A 19,493-nucleotide genomic window follows, 5' to 3' on the forward strand; every position below is an offset into this window, starting at 1 on the left:
GCAAGGAGCGTGAATGCAAAGCATCGGGGAGCGAAGCGACCCCACCAGGCGAACCGTGAGGTTCGGCGATGCAGCGCGACGCAGCCGGTCAGTTCCGCAGCCGCTCGTGGCCCGCGATCACAAATCCGAACAGCTTCTGAGCCCCGAACTCTCCCAGGCGAGGCTGTGCGGCCTGCGGTATACTTACCGTCTGGGAAGAGTTTAGCTCACGAAGTTAGTCCGTCTGACGTGTTGGTACGCTGGTTCGTCTTCATGATCCTCGCCTCGGCTGCGCAGGCGCAGCCCGAGGGGCCCCGGGCTCCGGTCCGCTTCGAGCGAGCGACGGACGTGGAGGTGCACCTGCCGCAGTCGTCGGTCTACGACATGCTGGAGGACCGGCGCGGTTTCCTGTGGTTCGCCACGCGCGAGGGGCTCGGCCGCTGGGATGGCACCACGATGCGGACGTGGCGGCGCAACCCATTCGACCCCGCCTCGCTGCCGGGCAACCTCGTCCGCGAACTAGCCGAGGACGGCGCGGGCGACCTGTGGGCAGTGGCGCAGGCGTCGGACCGGACCCCCGCCGGGATAGCCCGCCTCGTCGGGCCGGGGCACGGGGAGGTCCGGCGCTACGACCGGCTCGACCCCTGCCTCTTCATCGGGCCCGACCGCGAGGCGTGGCTAGCGGGCGCGGACAGCCTGTACCGCTTCGACCGGGCGCGGGACCGCTTCGCCGGCGTTCGCGCTCGCCTCGGCACCGGGACGCCGATGCAGGGTCTCACCGCGCGCGACGGGACGGTGTGGGTCAGCACGCACCGGGACGTGGAGCGGTACGCCGTCGGCGAGGTGCCGGAAGAGGACGGAGTCATCGCTGTACCGTGGACGCAGAGCGCCGAGTCCGAGTTCGGCGTAGCGCTCGCCGAGGACGAGGCGGGTACACTCTGGGTGGCCGGCGTCGGCCTCGCCCGGGTGAGCAGCGGGGGTGTCGAGCCGGTGGCGGTCCCGCAGCCAGAGATTCCGGGCTACGGGACGGGCCTCGGGGTGAACCGGATCGTCCCGGCGGGCGGCGTGCTCTGGCTCGGCACGCTCGGCGGGGTCTACCGCTACGCCGTCTCTGCGGGCACCACCGAGCGCTTCTCGCTCCATCTCCCCGGCGGCATCCCGACGCAGAACTGGATCACCGGCTTCCACCGCGACCGGGCTGGGACGCTCTGGGCCGGGACCGTTTGGGGGCTCCACCGCGCCGTGCCAAACGCCGCCCCGTTTAGCCTCCTTGCGCACGACCCCGAAGACGCCAACAGCCTCGGGAGCGGGATCGTGCTCTCGGTCCACGAGGACACGCGGGGTGCGCTCTGGGTCGGCACGCTCGGCGGTGGACTGAACCGGATCGGGCCGGACGGGCGGGTGACGCGTTACCGCCACGACCCGGCCGACCCGTCGAGCCTCGGCCACGACTGGGTCTGGTCCGTCCAGCAAGACGGCACCACGCTCTGGCTCGGCACCGGCGCGGGGCTGGACTGGATCGACCTCGACGCGCCGGACGCGGTCGAGCACGTCCGCGTTGACATCCCCCCTGGGCCGTGGGGGCCGAGTGCGTCGGGGCTGCACCTCGATGCCGAGGGCACGCTCTGGTTCGGCCACGCCGGGCGGCTCTTTCGCCGGTTCACCGATGGTACCTATGCGTCTACGCCGGTGCCGCGCGGCGTGGGCGTGCAGGTCGTCCGGTCGGTCCCCGGCGGGGCGTGGGTGACCTCGTCCGCCGGCCTCCTCCGGTACGATGCCCAGACGGACAGCCTCCACAGCTACCTCCACGATCCCGCCGACCCGTCGAGCCTCAGCGACAACGCCACGATGGCGCTCCACCTCGACCGGCGCGGGCGGCTCTGGGTCGGGACGCAGAGCGGGCTGGACCGCTACGACGCATCCACGGGCCGCTTCGCGCACGTCTCCTCCGCCGACGGCCTGCCGAGCAGTGCCGTCTACGCGATCCTCGAAGACGACGACGGTCGCCTCTGGCTCTCCACCAACCGGGGCCTCGCCCGCTTCGACCCGGACCGGCCGGCCGCAGGCTTCCGCACCTTCGCCTTCGCCGACGGCGTGGGGAACGTCGAGTTCAACCGCCACGCCGCGTTCCGTGGGCGCGACGGCACGCTCTACTTCGGCGGCGACCGGGGCGTGACGGTCTTCCACCCGAGCGCCCTCCGCGACAACCCGTACCGCCCGCCGGTCGTCCTGACGGCGCTGCACCGCGCCGCGCGCGACACCACGACGACGACCGCCCACGTCGGCGAGACCGTCGAGATCGATCCAGGCGTGGCATCGTTCACCTTTGAGTTCGCTGCGCTCCAGTTTGCGAACGCCCACCGCACCCGCTACGCGGCGCGGCTGGAGGGCTTCGACGCTGGCTGGGTGGACCTCGGCCAGCAGCGCCGGGCGACGTACACCAACCTCCGGCCGGGCCGGTACACGTTCCGCGTCAAGGCCGCCAACGAGGACGGCCTGTGGAACGAGACGGGCGCGGCCGCGACGGTCATCGTGTGGCCTCGGTTTTTCCAGACGTGGTGGTTTCAGGTGCTGTTCGTCGGGCTCATCCTCACCCTCGTCGGGGCGGCCGTGTGGTCGGTCTCGCAGCGCCGCTACCGGCGCGAGTTGGCCCGCCTCGAAGCGCGGCAAGCCCTCGACGCCGAGCGCGCCCGCATCTCGCGCGACATGCACGACGAGGTTGGGGCCAGCCTCTCCGAGATCGCCATCCTCTCCGAACTCGCCCAGCGCGACCTCGACGGCGACCCCGGCTCGGCCTCCGGGGCAGGCTCCGCACCGAGCACTGCACGCCTGAGCCGGATCGCCGACACGAGCCGCGCCATGCTCGACGCGATCGGCGAGATCATCTGGGCCATCAACCCGCAGCACGACCGCCTCGACCGACTCACGGCCTACCTCCGCGAGCACGCCGCCCGCACGCTGGACGAGGCCGGGCTGCGCGTCCGGCTGGACTTCCCCGCCCAGGTGCCGCCGCTGACGGTCTCGGCCGAGTTCCGGCGCAACGTGTTCCTCGTGATGAAAGAGGCGCTCCACAACCTCGTCCGCCACGCTGGAGCCACGAACGCGACGGTGCGGCTAGAGGTGGACGAGGCCGCCCTCACACTCACCGTGCAGGACGACGGCTGCGGCCTGCCCGGCGGCGACGGAGCAGTGCCTCGACCGAGTGGGCGCGGCGGCAACGGCCTAGCCAACATGGCCCACCGCGCCGGTGAGATCGACGGCACGCTCGCCCTGGACGCCGGGCCGGACGGGGGGACGCGGCTCACGCTACGCGTGCCGCTGGGCGGGTGAGTGGGAGGAGTGGGAGGAGTGGGAGGAGTGGGAGGAGTGGGAGGAGTGGGAGGAGTGGGAGGAGTGGGAGGAGTGGGAGGAGTGGGAGGAGTGGAAAGAAAAGCCGAGAAAATTACCGAGGCCGCCGCGCTCCGCGCCAACGTCCCTTCTTCCCATTCCCCCCGTTCTCCCCATTCCTCCCATTCTGCGCCGAAGGCGCACTCTCCAAATCACCTTTCCATGCGATTGACACGCGGCACCGCGTGCCCGATGTTGGGAGCCGCACACACCCACAGGAGGAGCGCCATGATTCGAGTCGCCATCGTCGAGGACCGCGTCGAGGTCCGGCAGGGGCTGGGGTACCTGATCGATGCCTCGGAGGGGTTCGTCTGCGTCGGGACCTACGAGGATGCCGAGTCGGGCCTCGCCGTGCTGACGGGCGACAACGTGGACGTGGTGCTGATGGACATCGGGCTGCCGGGGATGCTCGGCACCGAGGCCGTCAAGCGCCTCCGCGCCGAGCACCCGCGCGTCCAGGTGATGATGCTGACCGTCTACGAGGACGACGACCACGTCTTCGCCTCGCTCCAGAACGGGGCCGCGGGCTACGTCCTCAAGACCACCCCGCCCGCCGAACTGCTCGGTGCCATCGCGCAGGTTCACACGGGCGGCTCGCCGATGTCGAGCGGGATCGCCCGCCGCGTCGTCGAGACCTTCCACCGGCCCCCGCGCGCCGAGGCCGACGGGGAGCCGCTCACCGGGCGCGAGGAGGAGATCCTCGACCTGCTCGCGCAGGGCTACCGCTACCGCGAGATCGCCGAGCAGCTTTTCATTTCCATCGACACCGTGCGGACCCACATCCGGCACATCTACGAGAAGATGCACGTCCGCTCCCGCGCCGAAGCCACGCTGAAGTACCTCGGCAGGGCGTGAGCCTGCCGCCAACGTTCCGCTCAAAATCACATCAATGGACGAGGGCAACGGTGGGACCACGGTACTACGTTAACCGGGCTGACCTGCCGCTGAGTAGTTTTCTCGTCTACGCTACAGAAGGCCGCGCTACAGAGTACGGTGCTACGCGCCGATGCCTCTATGTAGCACCTCGTTTGCTCCCGCAACCAACCCACACCTGACATGCTACGTCGCATTCCCACATTCCTTTTGTGCTTTCTCTTCGCCCTCACCTTTGCCGCGTGCGACTCCGGCGGTGACGACGACGATAACGGCGGCGGCGGCGGCGGCGGCGGCGGTGGCGGTGGCGGTGGCGGTGGCGGCGGTGGCGGCATGATGGTCGACAGCGGCTTCGAAGCCACGATCGATGGAGAGAGCTTCGTCGCTAGCTTGGTCGCTCTCGCAGAGGTAGACAGCGATGGGTCGATCACCATCACCGGCTCTAACCTCGCAACGACCATCGGCCTCGAACTGGAACAGGCCGCCACCGGCACATACTCGTTCGAAGCGGACAACATCGCTACCGTCGTGCGTGCCACGAATGACGGCGTCACCGAAGCCTTTAGCACGACTGTCGGTGGAACCGGGTCGGCTACCATCACGGGTATCAGCGAAACCGAGGTGTCGGGTACGTTCTCCTTCACGGCGAACTCGCTCAGCAGCATGGGCTCGATCGAGGTATCGGGTGGGTTTAGCGTCAACATCACCCAGTAGCGTCCCCTCGGATTCAAACCTACGCCCCCGCTTGCCCATTGCTGCAGGCGGGGGCGCTGCGTTCAGCCCTCGAAGATCGGCTCGCCCGTCGCCGCCGTCTCCTCGGCGTAGAGCGCCGAGAGCCGCTCGGTCATCGGGCCAACGGACCCTGTTCCAACCCTCCGCCCGTCGATCTGGGTGACGGCGGCGAGTTCGCCCATCGTGCCGGTGCAGAACACCTCGTCGGCGCGGTAGGCCTCGGCGAGCGAGACGTTGCGCGCGGCGTGCGGGACAGCTTCGCGCGCGCACAGATCGAGGATGGTCTGCCGGGTGATGCCCTCGGGGCAAGCGTTGGTCGTGCTCGTGAGCACGGTGCCCCCCGCGACCAGAAAGACGTGCGTGCCGTTGCACTCGGCGATGAACCCGTGCCGGTCGAGCATCAGCGCGGCGTCGGCCCCGGCGTGGTTGGCCTCGATCTTGGCGAGGATGCTCTGGAGCAGGTTGTTGTGGTGGATCTTCGGGTCGAGGCAGTCGGGCGGGAAACGGCGGACGGAACTCGTGATGAGCGACAGCCCGCGCTTGTCGTAGACCGGCGCTTTCCACTCGGCGAGGACGATCAGCGTCGGGCCGGCCTGGTTGAGGCGCGGGTCCATCCCGCTCGTGATCTTCGGCCCGCGCGTGAGCGTGAGGCGGACGTGGACGCCGTCGCGCATCCCGTTGGCCTCCAGCGTCCGGCGAATCTCCTCCCGGATCGCCTCGGGGCTCGGAATCTCAGCGAAGGCGAGGGCGTGGGCCGAGTCGCGTAGCCGGTTGAGGTGCTCGGTGAGGCGGAAGATGCGCCCGTCGTAGAGCCGCAGCCCCTCCCACACCCCGTCGCCGCCCTGCACGACCGAGTCGAAGGGCGAGACCCCCGCCTCGTCGCGGTGCACGAGGGTGCCGTTGATGTTGACGATCAGGTCGCGGTTGCGTTCGTCGAACTGCTGGAGCATCGGTGGGGATGGGCGTGTGGGTGGGTGAGGGTATGAGGGAGATCAGCGGAGGCGGTGGGGGTGCAGCTGCGCGTAGTAGCCCTTGCACTCCGCCAGTACCGACTGCAGCCGCTCCGGCACGGACTCGGTCTTCGGGCGGTACGGCTTGAACCCGGTCGAGGCTTCGACAGCGGCGTACCAGTGCGCGGCCCAGACGCCGTCGGTCGGGCGCGGGCCGGCCTCCCACGTCAGCATCGCAGGCTCGAACGGGACGCCGAGGGCCTCGCAGAGCAGCCGGAGCAGGCGCGGCGGGTCGGTCAGCACGTCCTCGGCGTCGATCACGGGCGGGACACGGCCCGCCTCGTCGCGGAGGCGCTCGACGAGCGCGACCTGCTGCGGCAGACCGGTGTCTTCAGGGCGCGGGTCGGGGAGCACCTTCGCGAGGGAGGTCAGCATCGCCGCCGGCTCGCGGAGGAGGAAGGCGTGGCGGAGGTCGCCCAGCCACGGGCCGACCATCCCGGGCAGGAGATGGTGGGCCATGTGCTTCTGGTAGAAGATGTCCTTGCCGCCCGGCGCGGGTCCGGTGAGCGCCGCCGCGACCGTGCGCCAGTCGGTCGGCTGCGAGCCGAGGATGGCGGCGCGGCCGGGGTGGTCGAGGCCCGTCGCCCACAGGTAGTGCGCGTAGAACGGCTCGTCCACGACTGCCGTGTCGGCGCGGCTGCCCCACGACCGCATCAGCGCCGTCGAGATGTTCCGGGGGCCGGACCAGCAGGCGATGCGGATGGGCGTGGGAGCGGGCACGGGGCGACGGGTCGAGGGCGCGCCAAGATCGCGCCGCTCACCCCTCTGCCGCACGCACCGCCGAGGCTTTTCTGCGTTGCCGCCACGCGACGCCGTAGCACACGGCAGCGGCGAGGACCATCGCCCCGAACACAGGCATCGCCCCGACGGGAGCCAGCCCGCGCATCTTGAGCATCGCCCCGACCAGCCCGCCCGCGAGCAGGAGGTAGGCCAGCGTCGCGGCCGCCCGGCCGGGGACCGCGTCGGGTCGCGCTGCCGAGGCGAACGGGAGGATCGGCTTGACGCGGTCGTAGTCCCACGCCAGCAGCCACAGGCAGGCGAGCGTCATCAAGCCCGTGACGGCCCACGTCCCTCGGAAACCCATCGACCAGGTGATGACTGAGATCGTGGTGATGATCGGGAGGTAGAGCACAGCCCCGAGCGTGGCCGTACGCGGGACGAGGAGCAGCACGCCCGCCAGCACCTGCATCGCGCCGACGAACGCGTAGAACGCGCCCGCCTGAAAGAACGCGTCGAAGAAGTAGCCGATCGGCGTCTCGACGCTCATCTGCGTGAACCGGTGGCCGGCGAGCTTGGTGAGGCCCGGCGGAATGAACCCGGCCGCGAGGAGCACGCGCGTCCCGACCGTGAACCGCTGGAGCCAGACGCTCCGGTGGATGCGAGCGTGCGTACGGTCGAGGCGGGTTTCGAGCGACATGGAGCCATCGAGTCAATGCCCCTTCCGCTACGCCTCGATCCCACGCAGGTTACGCTACCGGGCGAGCCAGTCGGCGTAGAGGTCCGGCCGCCGGTCGCGGAGGAAGAGGCGGCGCGCGTGCGAGCGCTCGACCTCGGCCAGGTCGAGGTCGGCGTAGAGGGTTTCTTCGGTGCCCTGCCCGGCGCGGGCGACGACCTCGCCGGCCGGGTTGCAGACGAACGACTCGCCCGCGAACGTCAGCTGCTCCTCCGGCCCGACCCGGTTGACGAGGGCGGTGAAGAACCCGTTCTGGAACGCGGTCACCTGCATCTCGGCCTCGTACAGCCCCTCGGGCCACTCGCCGACCGCGCCTGCCTGCGGGACGACGACCACCTCCGCCCCTTGCAGCGCCAGCGCCCGCATGTACTCCGGGTAGTGCCGGTCGTAGCAGATCGCCACGCCGACGCGCCCGGCGGCGGTGTCGTAGACCGGAGCCCCCTGGTCGCCGGGAGCGTAGTAGCCCTGCTCGTGGAACGCCTCGTAGTCGGTGATGTGGACCATCCGCGTCCGCCCGAGGAGGGTCCCGTCGGCGTCGATCACGGGCGACGTATCGAACGTCCGGTCACCGTCGCGCTCGAAGAGGTTGAGCACGAGGACGACGCCGAGTTCTTTCGCAAGGGCGGCGAACGCGTCGGTCGTTGGGCCGGGAATCGGCTCGGCGAGGGCGAGGGTCTCGGGCGTCGCGTGGCGCTGCGGGTAGAACGGCGTGAAGGCGAGTTCGGCGAAGGCGACGAGGTCGGCCCCAGCCTCGGCGGCGCGGCGGGCGGCGCTGAGGCCGCGCTGCACGTTGGTGCTGAGAGCCTGCCCCGGACTCGACCCGGGGTCTTCGGTGGCAGGTTGTTGGACGAGGGCGATGCGCATGAGGCGGTGCGGTAGATTGGCTGGCTCCCAAAGTATCCCATCCCGCCCTGCCATGCGAACCCTCGCCTTTTGCCTCGCCCTGCTCACCGCTGCGCCCGCCCTCGCACAGGATTTTCCTGCCGACACGCCGCGCCGGCCCGTCGCCACCTACTCCATCGTCGCGCACGACGCCGAGACCGGGCAGCTCGGGGTGGCGGTGCAGAGCCACTGGTTCTCGGTCGGCGCGGTCGTGCCGTGGGCCGAGCCGGGCGTCGGGGCCGTCGCCACGCAGTCGTTCGTTGACCCGGCCTACGGGCCGCGCGGGCTGGAGTTGATGCGGACGGGCAGCTCGGCCGAGGAGGCGCTCGCGGCGCTCGTCTCGGCCGACGCGGGCCGGGCCGTCCGGCAGGTCGCGTTCGTCGACGCCGAGGGTAGGGTCGCCGTCCACACCGGCAGCCGTGCCATCGCCGCGGCGGGCCACCGCACGGGCGACGGCTACGCGGTGCAGGCTAACCTGATGGAAAACGACACCGTCTGGGACGCGATGGCCGAGGCCTACGAAGCCTCCACCGGCGACCTCGCCGAGCGGCTCCTCGCGGCCCTCGAAGCCGCCCAGGCCGAGGGCGGCGATCTCCGGGGCCAGCAGTCGGCCGCGCTCCTCGTCACCCGCGCCGAGCCCACTGGCAAGCCGTGGGCGGACCGCCTGTTCGACCTCCGCGTCGAGGACCACCCGGCACCCGTCGCCGAACTGCAGCGGCTCGTCGGGCTGCAGCGGGCCTACCAGAAACTCAACGAGGGCGACGAGCACGTCACCGAGGGCGACATCGAGGCTGCGATGGCGAGCTACAGCGCGGCGATGGCCCTCGCCCCGGACGAGGCCAACAACGGCGAGTCGGCCTTCTGGGTCGGGATCACGCTGGCAGGCGTCGGGCGGGTCGACGAGGCCGTGCCGTACCTCGCCCGCGCCTACCGGCAGGACGTACGCTGGGCGATGCTCGTCCCGCGCCTCCCCGCCGCCGGGCTGCTCCCCGAGGCGCTCGCGCCGACGCTCGTCGTGCGGATGAAAGCGCCGGAAGAATAGGAGTGGAAGAGCGGAAGCGTGGAAGAACGACGCGGCGGTGCACCTGCCATCCTCCGCTCCTCCTCTCTTCCAGTCCTACACGTCCACCCGCCAGGCGGCGGCGACGTGGCGCAGCAGCGTCGACTCCATCGGGTGCAGCGTCTCGTCGGCCTCGGCGACAGCCTGGAGCGCAGCGTAGGCCTCGGCCCGCCCGTCCGCGCTGAGTGCGCCCGCGAGGCGGTAGACGACCGTCTCGGCACCCTCCACGCGGGTATCGAGGTACGCTCTCGCGCCGTCCTTGACAATCTCAGTCACGGCCTCCGGGCTGAGGTGCGGGGCGAGCCGGTGGAGGTGCTCGGCGAGCGTGTTCACCTCGCGCGGGTCGAGGTCGGCGTCGGCCCCGTGGGCGATCACGAGGGCGAGGAGCGTGAGGTCGGCGAGGGCGTCGTCGGTGAGCGGCTCAGGCATGGCGCGGCGCGTCGGGTGGTGCGCTAACGATAGGCATCCCGGCTCACAACGGCAAGCCCGCCGTCGGCTATCGACCGATAGGCATGTGCTCGATCTCTTCGCCCGATATCCGCCGCGAAGCGAAGGGGTCCGTCGAAATGAGAGGCTCGTAGCCCCAGCAGTCGAGACAAGGACCGAAGATTTCGAAATAGTTCGTCATGCCAAGCTCGAAGCTCTGCTCAGTCGTGTATCCCGACGAAATCTGAATCGCCTCGACCGTATGGTGCTCGAAGCCCACAAACGACGCCGTCACGTCGTAGGTGCCGGCGGGGATGCCGATGACGAAGTAGTTGCCGTCGTCGTCGGCGGAAGCGCCGAGTCGGGTGCCCTCGATGATCACGTTGGCGCCCGGCAGCGGGTCGCCGAGGTCGTCCACGATGCGGCCGGAGAGCTTGCCCATCGGATGCTGCGCGAGGGCGACGGTGGAAGAGAGCAGGAAGAGCAAGAGGATGCGCGTCATCGGAGTATCCAGGTTGGTCTACCCCCAACATCAGTTCTGACATCCCCGGCGAAAGGCCAAAGCGCGTCCCCGTCAGAGCGTCGCGCCGATGACGGCGAAGCCGAAGGCGGCGACGGTGGCAGCGAGGCTGGCGTAGGGGAGTTGGGTGCGGACGTGCGCGATGTGGTCGGTCGCGGCGGCGAGGCTGGAGACGATCGTCGTGTCCGAGATCGGCGAGGCGTGGTCGCCGAAGATGCCGCCGGAGAGGGCGGCGGCGAGGAACGGCGCGGCGGGCAGCCCGAGCGCGGCGGCGGCGGGTACCGCAATCGGGATCATGATGGCGAAGGTGCCCCAACTCGTCCCAGTCGAGAAGGCGATGAAGGCACCGGTGCCGAAGACGAGCGGGAGCAGCACCGGCGGCGGGAGGACGCCCGCGACCGCCCCGGCGACGAACGCCCCGGTCCCGAGTTCGCGCGCCACGCCGCCGAGCGCGAGCGCAAGCAGGAGCACGAGCGCCATGCCGAGCATTCCGCCCGCGCCGCGCAGCCCGGTCTTGGTGAGTTCGTCGATCTGAAGGCCGCCCTGGGCGAGTAGCAGCACCCATGCCGTCGCCAGTCCAGCGAGGACGGCCCAGAGCACGCTCGTCGAGCCGCTGCCCGCGAGGAGGTCGCCGTCGCCGGTGACCCAGAGCCCGAGCGGCATCGTCGCCACCATCACCCCGAGCGGGAGCAGCATGTTGACCGTGCGCGGCGGGATCGCCGTGGTCGGCCTCGGGACGAGGGCTTCCTCGTCGAGCATCGGGGTGGCGTCGGCGTCGAACAGCTCGCCGTCCTCGGCGCGGCGCTCGGCGCGGCGCATCGGGCCGGCCGCCCAGCCCGTGACGGCGACGAACGCGGCGAGCGCGACGGCGGCGAGGGCGTAGAGGTTCATCGGGACCGAGGCGACGAAGACGCGGAGCGGCTCGGCGATGCCCTGGTCGGCGAGGAGCGCGAGGACGTAGGCCCCCCATGCGTTCAGCGGAATGAGCACGCAGACGGCCGCGCTCGTCGAGTCGATCAGGTAGGCCAGCATCTCGCGGCTGTGGCGGTGCCGGTCGAAGAGCGGCCGCGAGACGGCCCCGGCGACGAGGACGGTGATGTTGGACTCGATAAAGATGACGACCCCGACGAGGAAGGCCAGCACGCGGGCCCCGCGCCCGCCGGTGACGAGCCCGCGCCGCTCGACCCAGTCGACGAACCCGCGCACGCCGCCCCCGGCCTCGACCGTCGCGATGAGCGCGCCGATCACAATTGTAAACAGGATCACGCGGGCGTTGCCCGCGTCGCCGAGGACGCCGACGAGCGCGTCGATGCTCGCGCCGAGGCCCGCGAGCGGGTTCCAGCCGCTGAGCACCGTCCACCCGAGCCACACGCCGGCGGCGAGCGAGAGGTAGACCTGCCGCGTCCAGATCGCCAGCACGATGGCGAGCAGCGGCGGCAGAAGCGAAATCCAAGTCGGGTCGGGCATGGGCACAGGGTGAGGTCGTAGCGCAGGGTCGTAGGGGCGAGGCGGGCCTCGCCCGGTGGCGAGCGAAGGTTACGACCCGCGCCGGGTTCGCGTTATCCTCGCGTGAACACCGCGCGCACGGTTGGCAGGGCGTTTCGCCGAGGCGGATATTGCCGTTGCACCGGAACAGACGGCATGTTCGGCGAGGGCGACCACACGGGATCGCCCCTACGGCATGCATGCGTCGCTCGTCCTTCGCCATTCGACCCTCCCCTCATGGTTCGCGGCATCTACACCAACCGCACGCTCAACCTCCGCTCGATCAAGGCGGTGGGCTACGACATGGACTACACGCTCATCCACTACCACGAGCGGGCGTGGGAGGAGCGGGCCTACAGCTACATCAAGGAGCGCCTCCTCGGGCGCGGCTGGCCGGTCGAGGAGTTGAGGTTCCAGCCCGACCTCGTGATGCGCGGGCTGATCATCGACACCGCGCTCGGCAACGTCGTCAAGGCCAACCGCTTCGGCTACATCAAGCGGGCCTCGCACGGCACGAAGCGGCTGGCGCGCGCCAAGCTGCGCGAATCCTACACCCGCACCCTCGTCGACCTCGACGAGCCGCGCTGGCTGTTCATGAACACGCTCTTCTCGCTCTCCGAGGCGAGCATGTACATGCAGCTCGTCGACCTCCTCGACGCCGACGTGATCGAGGCGAAGCTGAGCTACGCCGACCTCTACGCGCTCGTCCGCGGCGCGCTCGACGAGGCCCACATGGAGGGCCGCCTCAAGGGCGAGATCGTCGAGGACCCGGCGCGCTTCGTCGCGCTCGACAAGGAGGTGCCGCTCGCGCTCCTCGACCAGAAGCGCGCCGGCAAGAAGGTGCTCCTCATCACCAACTCCGAGTGGGCCTACGCCGCCCCGATGCTCGCCTTCGCCTTCGACCCCTTCCTGCCGGGCGCGATGACGTGGCGCGACCTGTTCGACCTCGCGATCGTCGGGTCGCGCAAGCCGGCCTTCTTCACCGCCCGGATGCCGACCTTCGAGGTGATGAGCGACGACGGGCTGCTGCGCGAGCACGTCGGGATGCTGAAGCCGGGGCACGTCTACGTCGGCGCGAACGCGGGGCAGGTCGAGGCCAGCCTCGGGCTGCGGGGCGAGGACATCCTCTACGTCGGCGACCACCTCTTCACCGACGTCAACGTCTCGAAGAGCGTCCTCCGCTGGCGGACGGCGCTCATCCTCCGCGAGCTCGAAGACGAGCTGGCCGCCATCGGCGGGTTCCACGAGACGCAGCGGCAGCTCACCGAGATGATGGCGCGCAAGGTCGAGATGGAGGCCGAGTACTCGGCCTACCGCCTCGCGCTCCAGCGCGCCAAGGGCGGCTACGGCCCGGACCCGGCGCGCCCGCCGGCCGAGATCGAGGCCGAGATGGACGCGCACCGCGCGCGGCTCCTCGCGCTCGACGCCGAGATCGCCCCGCTGGCCCGGGCCTCGGCGCGGCTCCACAACAAGCGGTGGGGCCTGATGATGCGCGCCGGCAACGACAAGAGCCACCTCGCCCGCCAGGTCGAGCGCTACGCCGACGTCTACACCGGGCGCGTCTCGAACTTCCTCCACGCCACGCCCTACGCCTACTTCCGCTCCCACCGCGGATCGCTCCCGCACGACGCGAGGTGAACCACGATGCCTGCACCTACTGCTGCGGCGAGCGAGACATTGAGGAAGCGAAACCCGACATCATCTCCCCTCGAATGTGAGATCGAACGGAGCCGAGAGCGAGATGTCCGTGGGTGCCGGAGCGCCTCGGTAGAGGGAGTCCTCGTCGCCGGGTGTCAGGAAGAGGGTAGCGCCCACGCGGTACAACCCATCGACAGGGCCTTCCCCCTCCCACAGTGCTACTCCGTCGGGGCGAAGATCGAGGGTGAGGCCAAGCGTTCGTGACTCGCCCGGACGAATCCGTTCGTTCTCTCTGAGGATAGCCGGCGTGTACGGGCTGTACGCCAAGTAGAGAGAGGCAGGCGTTTGATCGCCGGTCGAGAACGGAGGTTCAGACTCGCGAAACAGTTCGAGATTAGGCCGACCGAGGTAAAGGTTCGACTCGGTAGTGTTAGTTACAGTGACGGTGAGAGAGATGACCTCACCAAAGCGGAGGACGTCGGGCGCTTCGACTACAAAAGCAGCCGTCGACAGTTTGGCTGCCGCACTGGGGTCAGTACTGCTGGAATCGCAGGCCGATAGGCCAAGGAAGAGGAGAAGCATGGTCGCAACTCGGACTAGGTACGTCATGGTTTAGGAGGCACGCGCGGCCTTATTTAGATCAGAATAGCACGAGGGCGGCCGCCACACCTCCTGAGAGGTATGGCGGCCGGGAACGATCACGGCAGCGATTCTATACGTGTGGTGCCGCCAAAACGCGGACTACTGGGGTTGTGCGTGTAGAGATCACCGTTGCTGCCGCTGCGGCGGAGTTCTCTGTTGATGAGGTGAAAGGCGCTGTAGACGAAGAAGCGAGTCCCATTGCTCTCTGTTCGGCCGCCCCACAGAAGGCCCTGGAGGCGAGCTGTGTTACTACCGGTCGGGAAGAAAACGGGCGAGCCGCTGTCGCCGGCATCGGAGTAAGCCCGGACCTCGTACTGGCAGCGGAGGTCTTTGCCCGCGTTTGAATTGGACGGGTTAGTGTTGTCGAGGGGGATGGTTACACACGACCTCGTAATGGGGCCTGTAGTCCAGCCTGACGTGCGCCCGACTCTGTCTACGACGGTACCAACAATGTGCTGATAGCTAGCGGCATCAGACTCAATTTGGAAAGCGGCTATCCTGTCGTGAGAGCCAGGGCTGTTGGTGCCCGCGTATCTGGTTTTAGCGATCTGGCCGAACAGCGTGTTGGTATTGTTCTGGCTCAGGTCGTAATCAACGAAGGTGGCGTCTGAGTATCGCCACGGTCTGCCCCCGCCCCCACCAACAGGTGGTCCTTGTATAGCCGTAGCGCCAACTGGTCTCCCTAGTGTGTTAAAGGCAGGGTCCACGATCTCGACACCGAGGTAGCGGCCTGAGTTTCCATAAGAACCATTGCCCTGATAGAACTGCGCGCTGTTAACGCCACCCACAGCGCCACTGGCGTTCGTGCAATGTGAGTTGGTCACGAAACCGCCGATATCGCCTGACATGGAGCCACGGAAGGCCATGAAGCCGTGGGTGCAATGGCCCCACTGCATTGCAATAGCGTAGCCGGCCTCGAGGTATGGGCCGTAATTGCGGATGTCGATCTGAGCCTCGTACCTCGGCTCGACCCTCACTTCGAGGGCGTCGGACGGAATGCCGAGCGCAGCGGCGCTCTCACGAACGCGTCCGACCTCTTGTGAGGATGTAACCTCGACGTAGACGAGTCCCTTTCGCTCATCTGCGTCGTGGAGCGAGAGGCCAGGCGTCGTAAGGGCGAGAGCCTCCCGCCACGCGAGCACATCGGCGAAGCCGTAAAGCGCAGAAGCTGGGGTCGGAGCCGCTCTCTCGGCGAGAGGCGCGGAACCCCCTGGTGCTAGCTCATCGGCAACGGTGAGGGCTTCTGAGACGACCGCCGCGGGATCCTGCGCAGATCTGGCAACGGCGACCCGAAGCATACCGTTCTCCTCGAACAAGCCCGCAAAGTCCGGCACCCGCTCCGAGATCGACAGGAGGTAGCCGTCGTGGGTGTCGCGGTCTACGGTGGCGAGAGCGTCTTGGTGGGAGAGGGACGTACTCTGGGCGTCGGCCGACGAGAAGTCTGCGTCGTTTGTGGCATCGCAGCCGCCTAGCCAGGCAAGTGCGAAAGCAGCCAACAAGAGCAATGCAATGTGTTTCATGGTTCTATCCGGTTTGGGGTGGGCTGGTGATAGAACCGTCGGGCCCAACGGTACTCCATATGTAAAAAAAAAGGAAGGCAAGTCAAGTCATTTTTCCATCTTTATAATTTTTGTAGCGCAATGCTAGGAAACATATTTGTATATGCGAAGGCTCGGTGATTCGAGATATTGAGTCGGTGTATACACCGGGCGCGTCTTAGACTCCCTCCACGCCACGCCCTACGCCTACTTCCGCTCCCACCGCGGCTCGCTCCCGCACGACACCGTGCTCGGAGACCCCGCCGCCTACGGCGTGCCGGAGCAATAGCGCAGCCCGGCGCCTCGTTTCTCCGGCAACCCCTCACCCGACCCCGGTTGCCATGCTCCCTGCGCTACGAATCGCTGTGCTCTGCCTCGTCCTCGCCACGCCCGTCGCCGCCCAGGGCACGCTCGAAGTCGGGGGCGACGCCGCCGTGCTCGTCTTCCCTGCCGACAGCGTCCTCGTCTCCATCGGGGGCACCGAGGCGGCACGCGTCGAGGTCCGCTTCGGCCCAGACCGAGGGCCGGACCTCTACCCCGGCGACCTCGTCACCGCGCTCAACGGTACCCCCGTGGCCAACGGGCAAGAGGCCAGAGAGCTATACCGGGCGCTCGAGGCCGGCGACGAGGTGCGCCTCTCCGTCGAGCGCGACGGGACGGCGCGCGAGGTGGTCTTCGCCAAGCCCGCCCGGCCGGCGGGACAGCTTGCGATCTCGCCGACGCCGGAGCAGCTGGCCGCCGCCCGTGCCCGCCAGGGGTGGGGCGGCACGTCGCTCGCCACGGCCGAGTACGCCGACCGGTGGGTACCCACCAATGGAGCGGCTGCGACCCACGATGAGGCCAACGGAACGGTCCTGTTCAAAGGGACTGCGCCGGAGTCTGCGCTGCGCCTCGACGAGCCGCTCGACGTGCACCGCAGGGAGGGCCTGCGCGTCCGAGCCAAAGGAGACGGCGGGACCTACCGCGTTCGGCTGACCGATGCCGGCGGTGCCTCAGCGTCGGTGCCGTTCGAGGCGAGCGAGCGGTGGGGCGTCTACGACCTCGCCTTCGTAGACTTCGAGGGCGACGCGCTCGACCTCACCGCCCTCGCCGCCATCGAACTGGTCTCCGAGGCCGGCCCGTTCCAGGTCGAGCTCGACGCCGTCGAGCCGTACTAGGCCCGCGGCGCCGCCGGCTGCTCGTCGTACCTTCGCGCTTCACCGACTTCCGCTTTGCCCATGCTCCGCCTTGTTGTCCTCTTCCTCGTCCTCGCTCCGGCCACGGCTGCGATGCCCACTGCGCCGGACTCGACCGACTACGACGCACTCGAGAGCCTGAGCTACGCGGCCTACGTGCAGCCGCTCCTCGCCGCGCGCGACGCGTTCGGGCTGGGCGAGGCCGAGGCCTACGCGTGGGACGCCCTCTTCGCGGGCAAGGCCGGGGCGGCCATCGTCCCGTTCGACGCCGCCGGGAGCGACGCCCTCCGCCTCGTCCTCGACACCGACGAAGCGACGGCAATTCCGTACCCCAACCTCCGCCAGATGGAGCCGGACGAGCTGCGCTACCTCGCGCGCTGGATCGAGGCCGGGGCACGGGACGACGAGGGCACCGTGCCCTACGCCGACGCCGAGCACGTTCTCTTCGTCGCCGAGCAGGGGCAGAACGCGGTCGCGCTCGTGGACGCCGCCCGCCGCCGCGTGATCCGCCGCGTCTACCTCGACCACCACGGGCTGGAGAGCACGCCCTACGGCCCACACCACATGGTCTTCGAGCCGGACGAGAGCGCCTGGTACGCCTCGCTCATCAGCGCGGGCGTCGTCGCCAAGCTCTCGATGGACCTCACGCTCGACCCCTCGGCTCCGGCCTACCTCCTCGGCCACTCCGAGCCGGGCAGCTTCACGACGCCGGGGATGATGGCCCTCGACGCCGAGCGCGGCCGGCTCTACTCCGGCCGCTCGACGCTGTCCTCGGCCGGCACCTACGGCCTCGGCGCGTTCGACACCGAGACGATGGAGCTCGTCGAGGAGATGCCCCTCCCGGGCTACGACGTGCCGCACGCGCTCGCGCTCACGCCCGACGGGCGCTACCTCCTCACCGCCCCGCTCTCGGGCCGCGAGACGCTCGTCCTCGACGCCCGGACCGGCGACCTCGTCAGCCGCACGCCGCTCGGCGAGCGCAACCGCGAGCTGATCCACTTCAGCCTCCTCCCCGATGGCACGACGGCGACCCTCACCGCCAACGGCAACGGCGCGAGCGAGGTCCTCTTCTTCACCCTCGGCCCCGACGGCACGCTTACCCCCGGCGGCACCGCCCCGACCGGCGCGCGCGCTTGGCACGGCCACCTCGACAGCGACGGCCGCTCGCTCCTCGTCCCCAACCGCGTCGGCCAGAGCGTGACGGTGATCGACGTGCCGACCAAGACCGTCCGGCTGACCGCCGAGAACGACGCCCCCGACGGACCGATTGCGATGCCGCACTCGCCGGCCCCGACCTACGAGGGCAGCTTCTTCGTGACGAGCTCGAACCTCCAGGGGACCTGGGCACCGCCCGTCCGCTTCCTCGGCCCGCCCGATGCCGACGGCGCGCGCGCGCCGCTCCCGAACGACGCCTTCGGCAACCTGACGGTCCTGAACGCGGAGACCGGAGCCGTCGAGGCTGTGATCACGCTCGGGGCGTACCCCTCCGGCGTCGAGCACCCGATGCACGGCATGCACCACGGCGGGATGGAGCACGGCGGCATGCACGAGGGCATGGACCACGGCGACGGGCAGAAGGGCAGCCACGGCGGCCACTGACCGCGCGCGACGGCGCTGCGCTCACCCGCCTCGGGCGAAGCTCAGCAGCGCCTCCACGCGCGCGGCCGTCGGGTAGAAGACGGCCGCGAAGCCGAAGAACGGGACGACGAAGAGCAGGTTGACGGCCTCGCCGGTGAAGAACGCCGAGACCCCCGCTACGAGCGCCGAGCCTTCGAGGAACGCGAGCGACAGCACGCCCGACGACCGGATCTCGGCGACGGCTTCGGCCGGCGTTCCCGTCGCCGGGAGCTTCGCATCGATGAGCCGCCGCTGCACAGCAAACGCCCCGAGGACGGCGGCGAAATTGATAGCCGCATTGACGTAGAAAAACGTGGCCGCGTTGCCGCCGACCACCTGGCCGTAGCCGATGGCTGTCAGGCCGCCGAGCACGACGGTCATCAGCGCTACGCCGCCGACGAGGGCTTTCCAGACGATCTGCAGAGCGCGGAGGTCCGCGGCGGGCGTTTCCATGCCGGAAGCTACGGGAGCGGGGAGGAGTGGGAGGAGTGGAAAGAAAAGCTGAGAAAATTACCGAGGCCGCCGCGCTCCGCGCCAACGTCCCTTCTTCCCATTCCGCCCGTTCTCCCCATTCCTCCCATTCCGCGCCGCAGGCGCACCGTCCCGCCGGAGCGCCGTGCGAAAAGTCGGTGAGCCCGAGGGCAAGGGTGGGGGCGGTGTATATTTGGCGCAGCCACACCGCGGGGCGTGGCGCAGCCCGGTAGCGCGTCTGCTTTGGGAGCAGAAGGTCGTCGGTTCAAATCCGGCCGCCCCGACCAGAATGATCAGGCTGAGAGGGGGAACACGATGTGCCTCGCTCGGTGGCAGTTCGCGCAGAGGAGGACGCACTTCGCCAGCTCTGTTTGCCGGCGCTCTGCTGAGAACAGGCGGAGCTTCGTCCACTGGTATTCTTTCTCGGAAGGGTCGAGGTGATGGAAGTCATACAGGTCCGGGTGGAATCGCCCACCGCAGTCTGCGCATATCCCGCCCATCCGCTCGACCTCCTCGGCTTTAATTCTGCGCCACCGGTCGATGCAGTAGCGGTTGAAGCATGCCTTGCAGCGAGCCTGGATCTTCCGTCCACTCTTGTAGAAATC

17 protein-coding genes and 1 tRNA gene are annotated in these 19,493 nt (G+C 69.2%); 8 read left to right on the forward strand and 10 right to left on the reverse strand.

What is annotated here, in order from left to right:
- Positions 1 to 231 precede the first annotated feature (231 nt).
- From AAGI91_07015 to AAGI91_07025, 3 genes are all read left to right on the forward strand, one after another.
- Positions 232 to 3,309 carry a two-component regulator propeller domain-containing protein gene (locus AAGI91_07015; GenBank protein MEM1042367.1) on the forward strand — a complete coding sequence of 1,026 codons (3,078 nt, stop codon included), beginning with the start codon at positions 232 to 234 and terminating at the stop codon, positions 3,307 to 3,309.
- A 285-nt stretch (positions 3,310 to 3,594) separates the two neighbouring features.
- Positions 3,595 to 4,221, forward strand: coding sequence for a response regulator transcription factor (locus AAGI91_07020; GenBank protein ID MEM1042368.1), 627 nt, complete (start codon positions 3,595 to 3,597; stop codon positions 4,219 to 4,221).
- 201 nt (positions 4,222 to 4,422) lie between these two features.
- Positions 4,423 to 4,953, forward strand: a complete 531-nt coding sequence (locus AAGI91_07025; protein ID MEM1042369.1) for a DUF6252 family protein — start codon at positions 4,423 to 4,425, stop codon at positions 4,951 to 4,953.
- Positions 4,954 to 5,015: 62 nt separating this feature from the next.
- Here AAGI91_07025 and AAGI91_07030 read toward each other — a convergent pair whose 3' ends face one another.
- Genes AAGI91_07030 through AAGI91_07045 form a run of 4 tightly spaced genes read right to left on the reverse strand, consistent with a single transcriptional unit; the run spans position 5,016 to position 8,298 of the window.
- Positions 5,016 to 5,921 carry an aminotransferase class IV gene (locus AAGI91_07030; protein ID MEM1042370.1) on the reverse strand — a complete coding sequence of 302 codons (906 nt, stop codon included), beginning with the start codon at positions 5,919 to 5,921 and terminating at the stop codon, positions 5,016 to 5,018.
- 42 nt (positions 5,922 to 5,963) lie between these two features.
- The gene (locus AAGI91_07035) at positions 5,964 to 6,701 is read right to left on the reverse strand and encodes an HAD family hydrolase (protein MEM1042371.1); all 738 of its coding nucleotides are present in this window, start codon (positions 6,699 to 6,701) and stop codon (positions 5,964 to 5,966) included.
- A 37-nt stretch (positions 6,702 to 6,738) separates the two neighbouring features.
- Positions 6,739 to 7,398: a hypothetical protein gene (locus AAGI91_07040; protein ID MEM1042372.1), complete on the reverse strand. Its 660-nt coding sequence runs from the start codon at positions 7,396 to 7,398 to the stop codon at positions 6,739 to 6,741.
- 54 nt (positions 7,399 to 7,452) lie between these two features.
- Positions 7,453 to 8,298 carry a nitrilase-related carbon-nitrogen hydrolase gene (locus AAGI91_07045; protein ID MEM1042373.1) on the reverse strand — a complete coding sequence of 282 codons (846 nt, stop codon included), beginning with the start codon at positions 8,296 to 8,298 and terminating at the stop codon, positions 7,453 to 7,455.
- A gap of 52 nt (positions 8,299 to 8,350) precedes the next feature.
- On the opposite strand from AAGI91_07045, the gene AAGI91_07050 reads away from it, so the two are divergent.
- Complete coding sequence (locus AAGI91_07050) at positions 8,351 to 9,358, forward strand: DUF1028 domain-containing protein (GenBank protein ID MEM1042374.1); 1,008 nt, start codon at positions 8,351 to 8,353, stop codon at positions 9,356 to 9,358.
- 75 nt (positions 9,359 to 9,433) lie between these two features.
- On the opposite strand, the gene AAGI91_07055 is transcribed toward AAGI91_07050, so the two are convergent.
- From AAGI91_07055 to AAGI91_07065, 3 genes are all read right to left on the reverse strand, one after another.
- Positions 9,434 to 9,805 (reverse strand): TerB family tellurite resistance protein, encoded by a 372-nt coding sequence (locus AAGI91_07055; GenBank protein MEM1042375.1) that lies wholly within the window; start codon positions 9,803 to 9,805, stop codon positions 9,434 to 9,436.
- Between the two features lie 67 nt (positions 9,806 to 9,872).
- Positions 9,873 to 10,304 (reverse strand): carboxypeptidase-like regulatory domain-containing protein, encoded by a 432-nt coding sequence (locus AAGI91_07060; protein ID MEM1042376.1) that lies wholly within the window; start codon positions 10,302 to 10,304, stop codon positions 9,873 to 9,875.
- A 72-nt stretch (positions 10,305 to 10,376) separates the two neighbouring features.
- Complete coding sequence (locus AAGI91_07065) at positions 10,377 to 11,789, reverse strand: Na+/H+ antiporter NhaC family protein (protein ID MEM1042377.1); 1,413 nt, start codon at positions 11,787 to 11,789, stop codon at positions 10,377 to 10,379.
- A 255-nt stretch (positions 11,790 to 12,044) separates the two neighbouring features.
- Here AAGI91_07065 and AAGI91_07070 point away from each other — a divergent pair, with 255 nt between their 5' ends.
- The gene (locus AAGI91_07070) at positions 12,045 to 13,445 is read left to right on the forward strand and encodes an HAD-IG family 5'-nucleotidase (protein ID MEM1042378.1); all 1,401 of its coding nucleotides are present in this window, start codon (positions 12,045 to 12,047) and stop codon (positions 13,443 to 13,445) included.
- Positions 13,446 to 13,505: 60 nt separating this feature from the next.
- On the opposite strand, the gene AAGI91_07075 is transcribed toward AAGI91_07070, so the two are convergent.
- On the reverse strand, positions 13,506 to 14,054 hold the full coding sequence (locus AAGI91_07075) for a hypothetical protein (GenBank protein ID MEM1042379.1): 549 nt from the start codon (positions 14,052 to 14,054) through the stop codon (positions 13,506 to 13,508).
- Between the two features lie 89 nt (positions 14,055 to 14,143).
- Complete coding sequence (locus tag AAGI91_07080; GenBank protein MEM1042380.1) at positions 14,144 to 15,607, reverse strand: hypothetical protein; 1,464 nt, start codon at positions 15,605 to 15,607, stop codon at positions 14,144 to 14,146.
- Positions 15,608 to 15,966: 359 nt separating this feature from the next.
- Here AAGI91_07080 and AAGI91_07085 point away from each other — a divergent pair, with 359 nt between their 5' ends.
- Both AAGI91_07085 and AAGI91_07090 read left to right on the forward strand, forming a co-directional pair.
- Entirely contained in the window at positions 15,967 to 16,782 is an 816-nt protein-coding gene (locus AAGI91_07085; protein ID MEM1042381.1) for a PDZ domain-containing protein, read from the forward strand.
- A 60-nt stretch (positions 16,783 to 16,842) separates the two neighbouring features.
- Positions 16,843 to 18,399, forward strand: coding sequence for a hypothetical protein (locus AAGI91_07090; GenBank protein MEM1042382.1), 1,557 nt, complete (start codon positions 16,843 to 16,845; stop codon positions 18,397 to 18,399).
- Positions 18,400 to 18,420: 21 nt separating this feature from the next.
- On the opposite strand, the gene AAGI91_07095 is transcribed toward AAGI91_07090, so the two are convergent.
- Positions 18,421 to 18,870, reverse strand: a complete 450-nt coding sequence (locus AAGI91_07095) for a hypothetical protein (protein ID MEM1042383.1) — start codon at positions 18,868 to 18,870, stop codon at positions 18,421 to 18,423.
- 228 nt (positions 18,871 to 19,098) lie between these two features.
- On the opposite strand from AAGI91_07095, the gene AAGI91_07100 reads away from it, so the two are divergent.
- Positions 19,099 to 19,175, forward strand: a tRNA-Pro gene (locus AAGI91_07100).
- Positions 19,176 to 19,493 lie beyond the last annotated feature (318 nt).

The sequence above is a fragment of the Bacteroidota bacterium genome, from assembly GCA_038746285.1.
In the GTDB taxonomy this organism is placed as follows: domain Bacteria; phylum Bacteroidota; class Rhodothermia; order Rhodothermales; family JANQRZ01; genus JANQRZ01.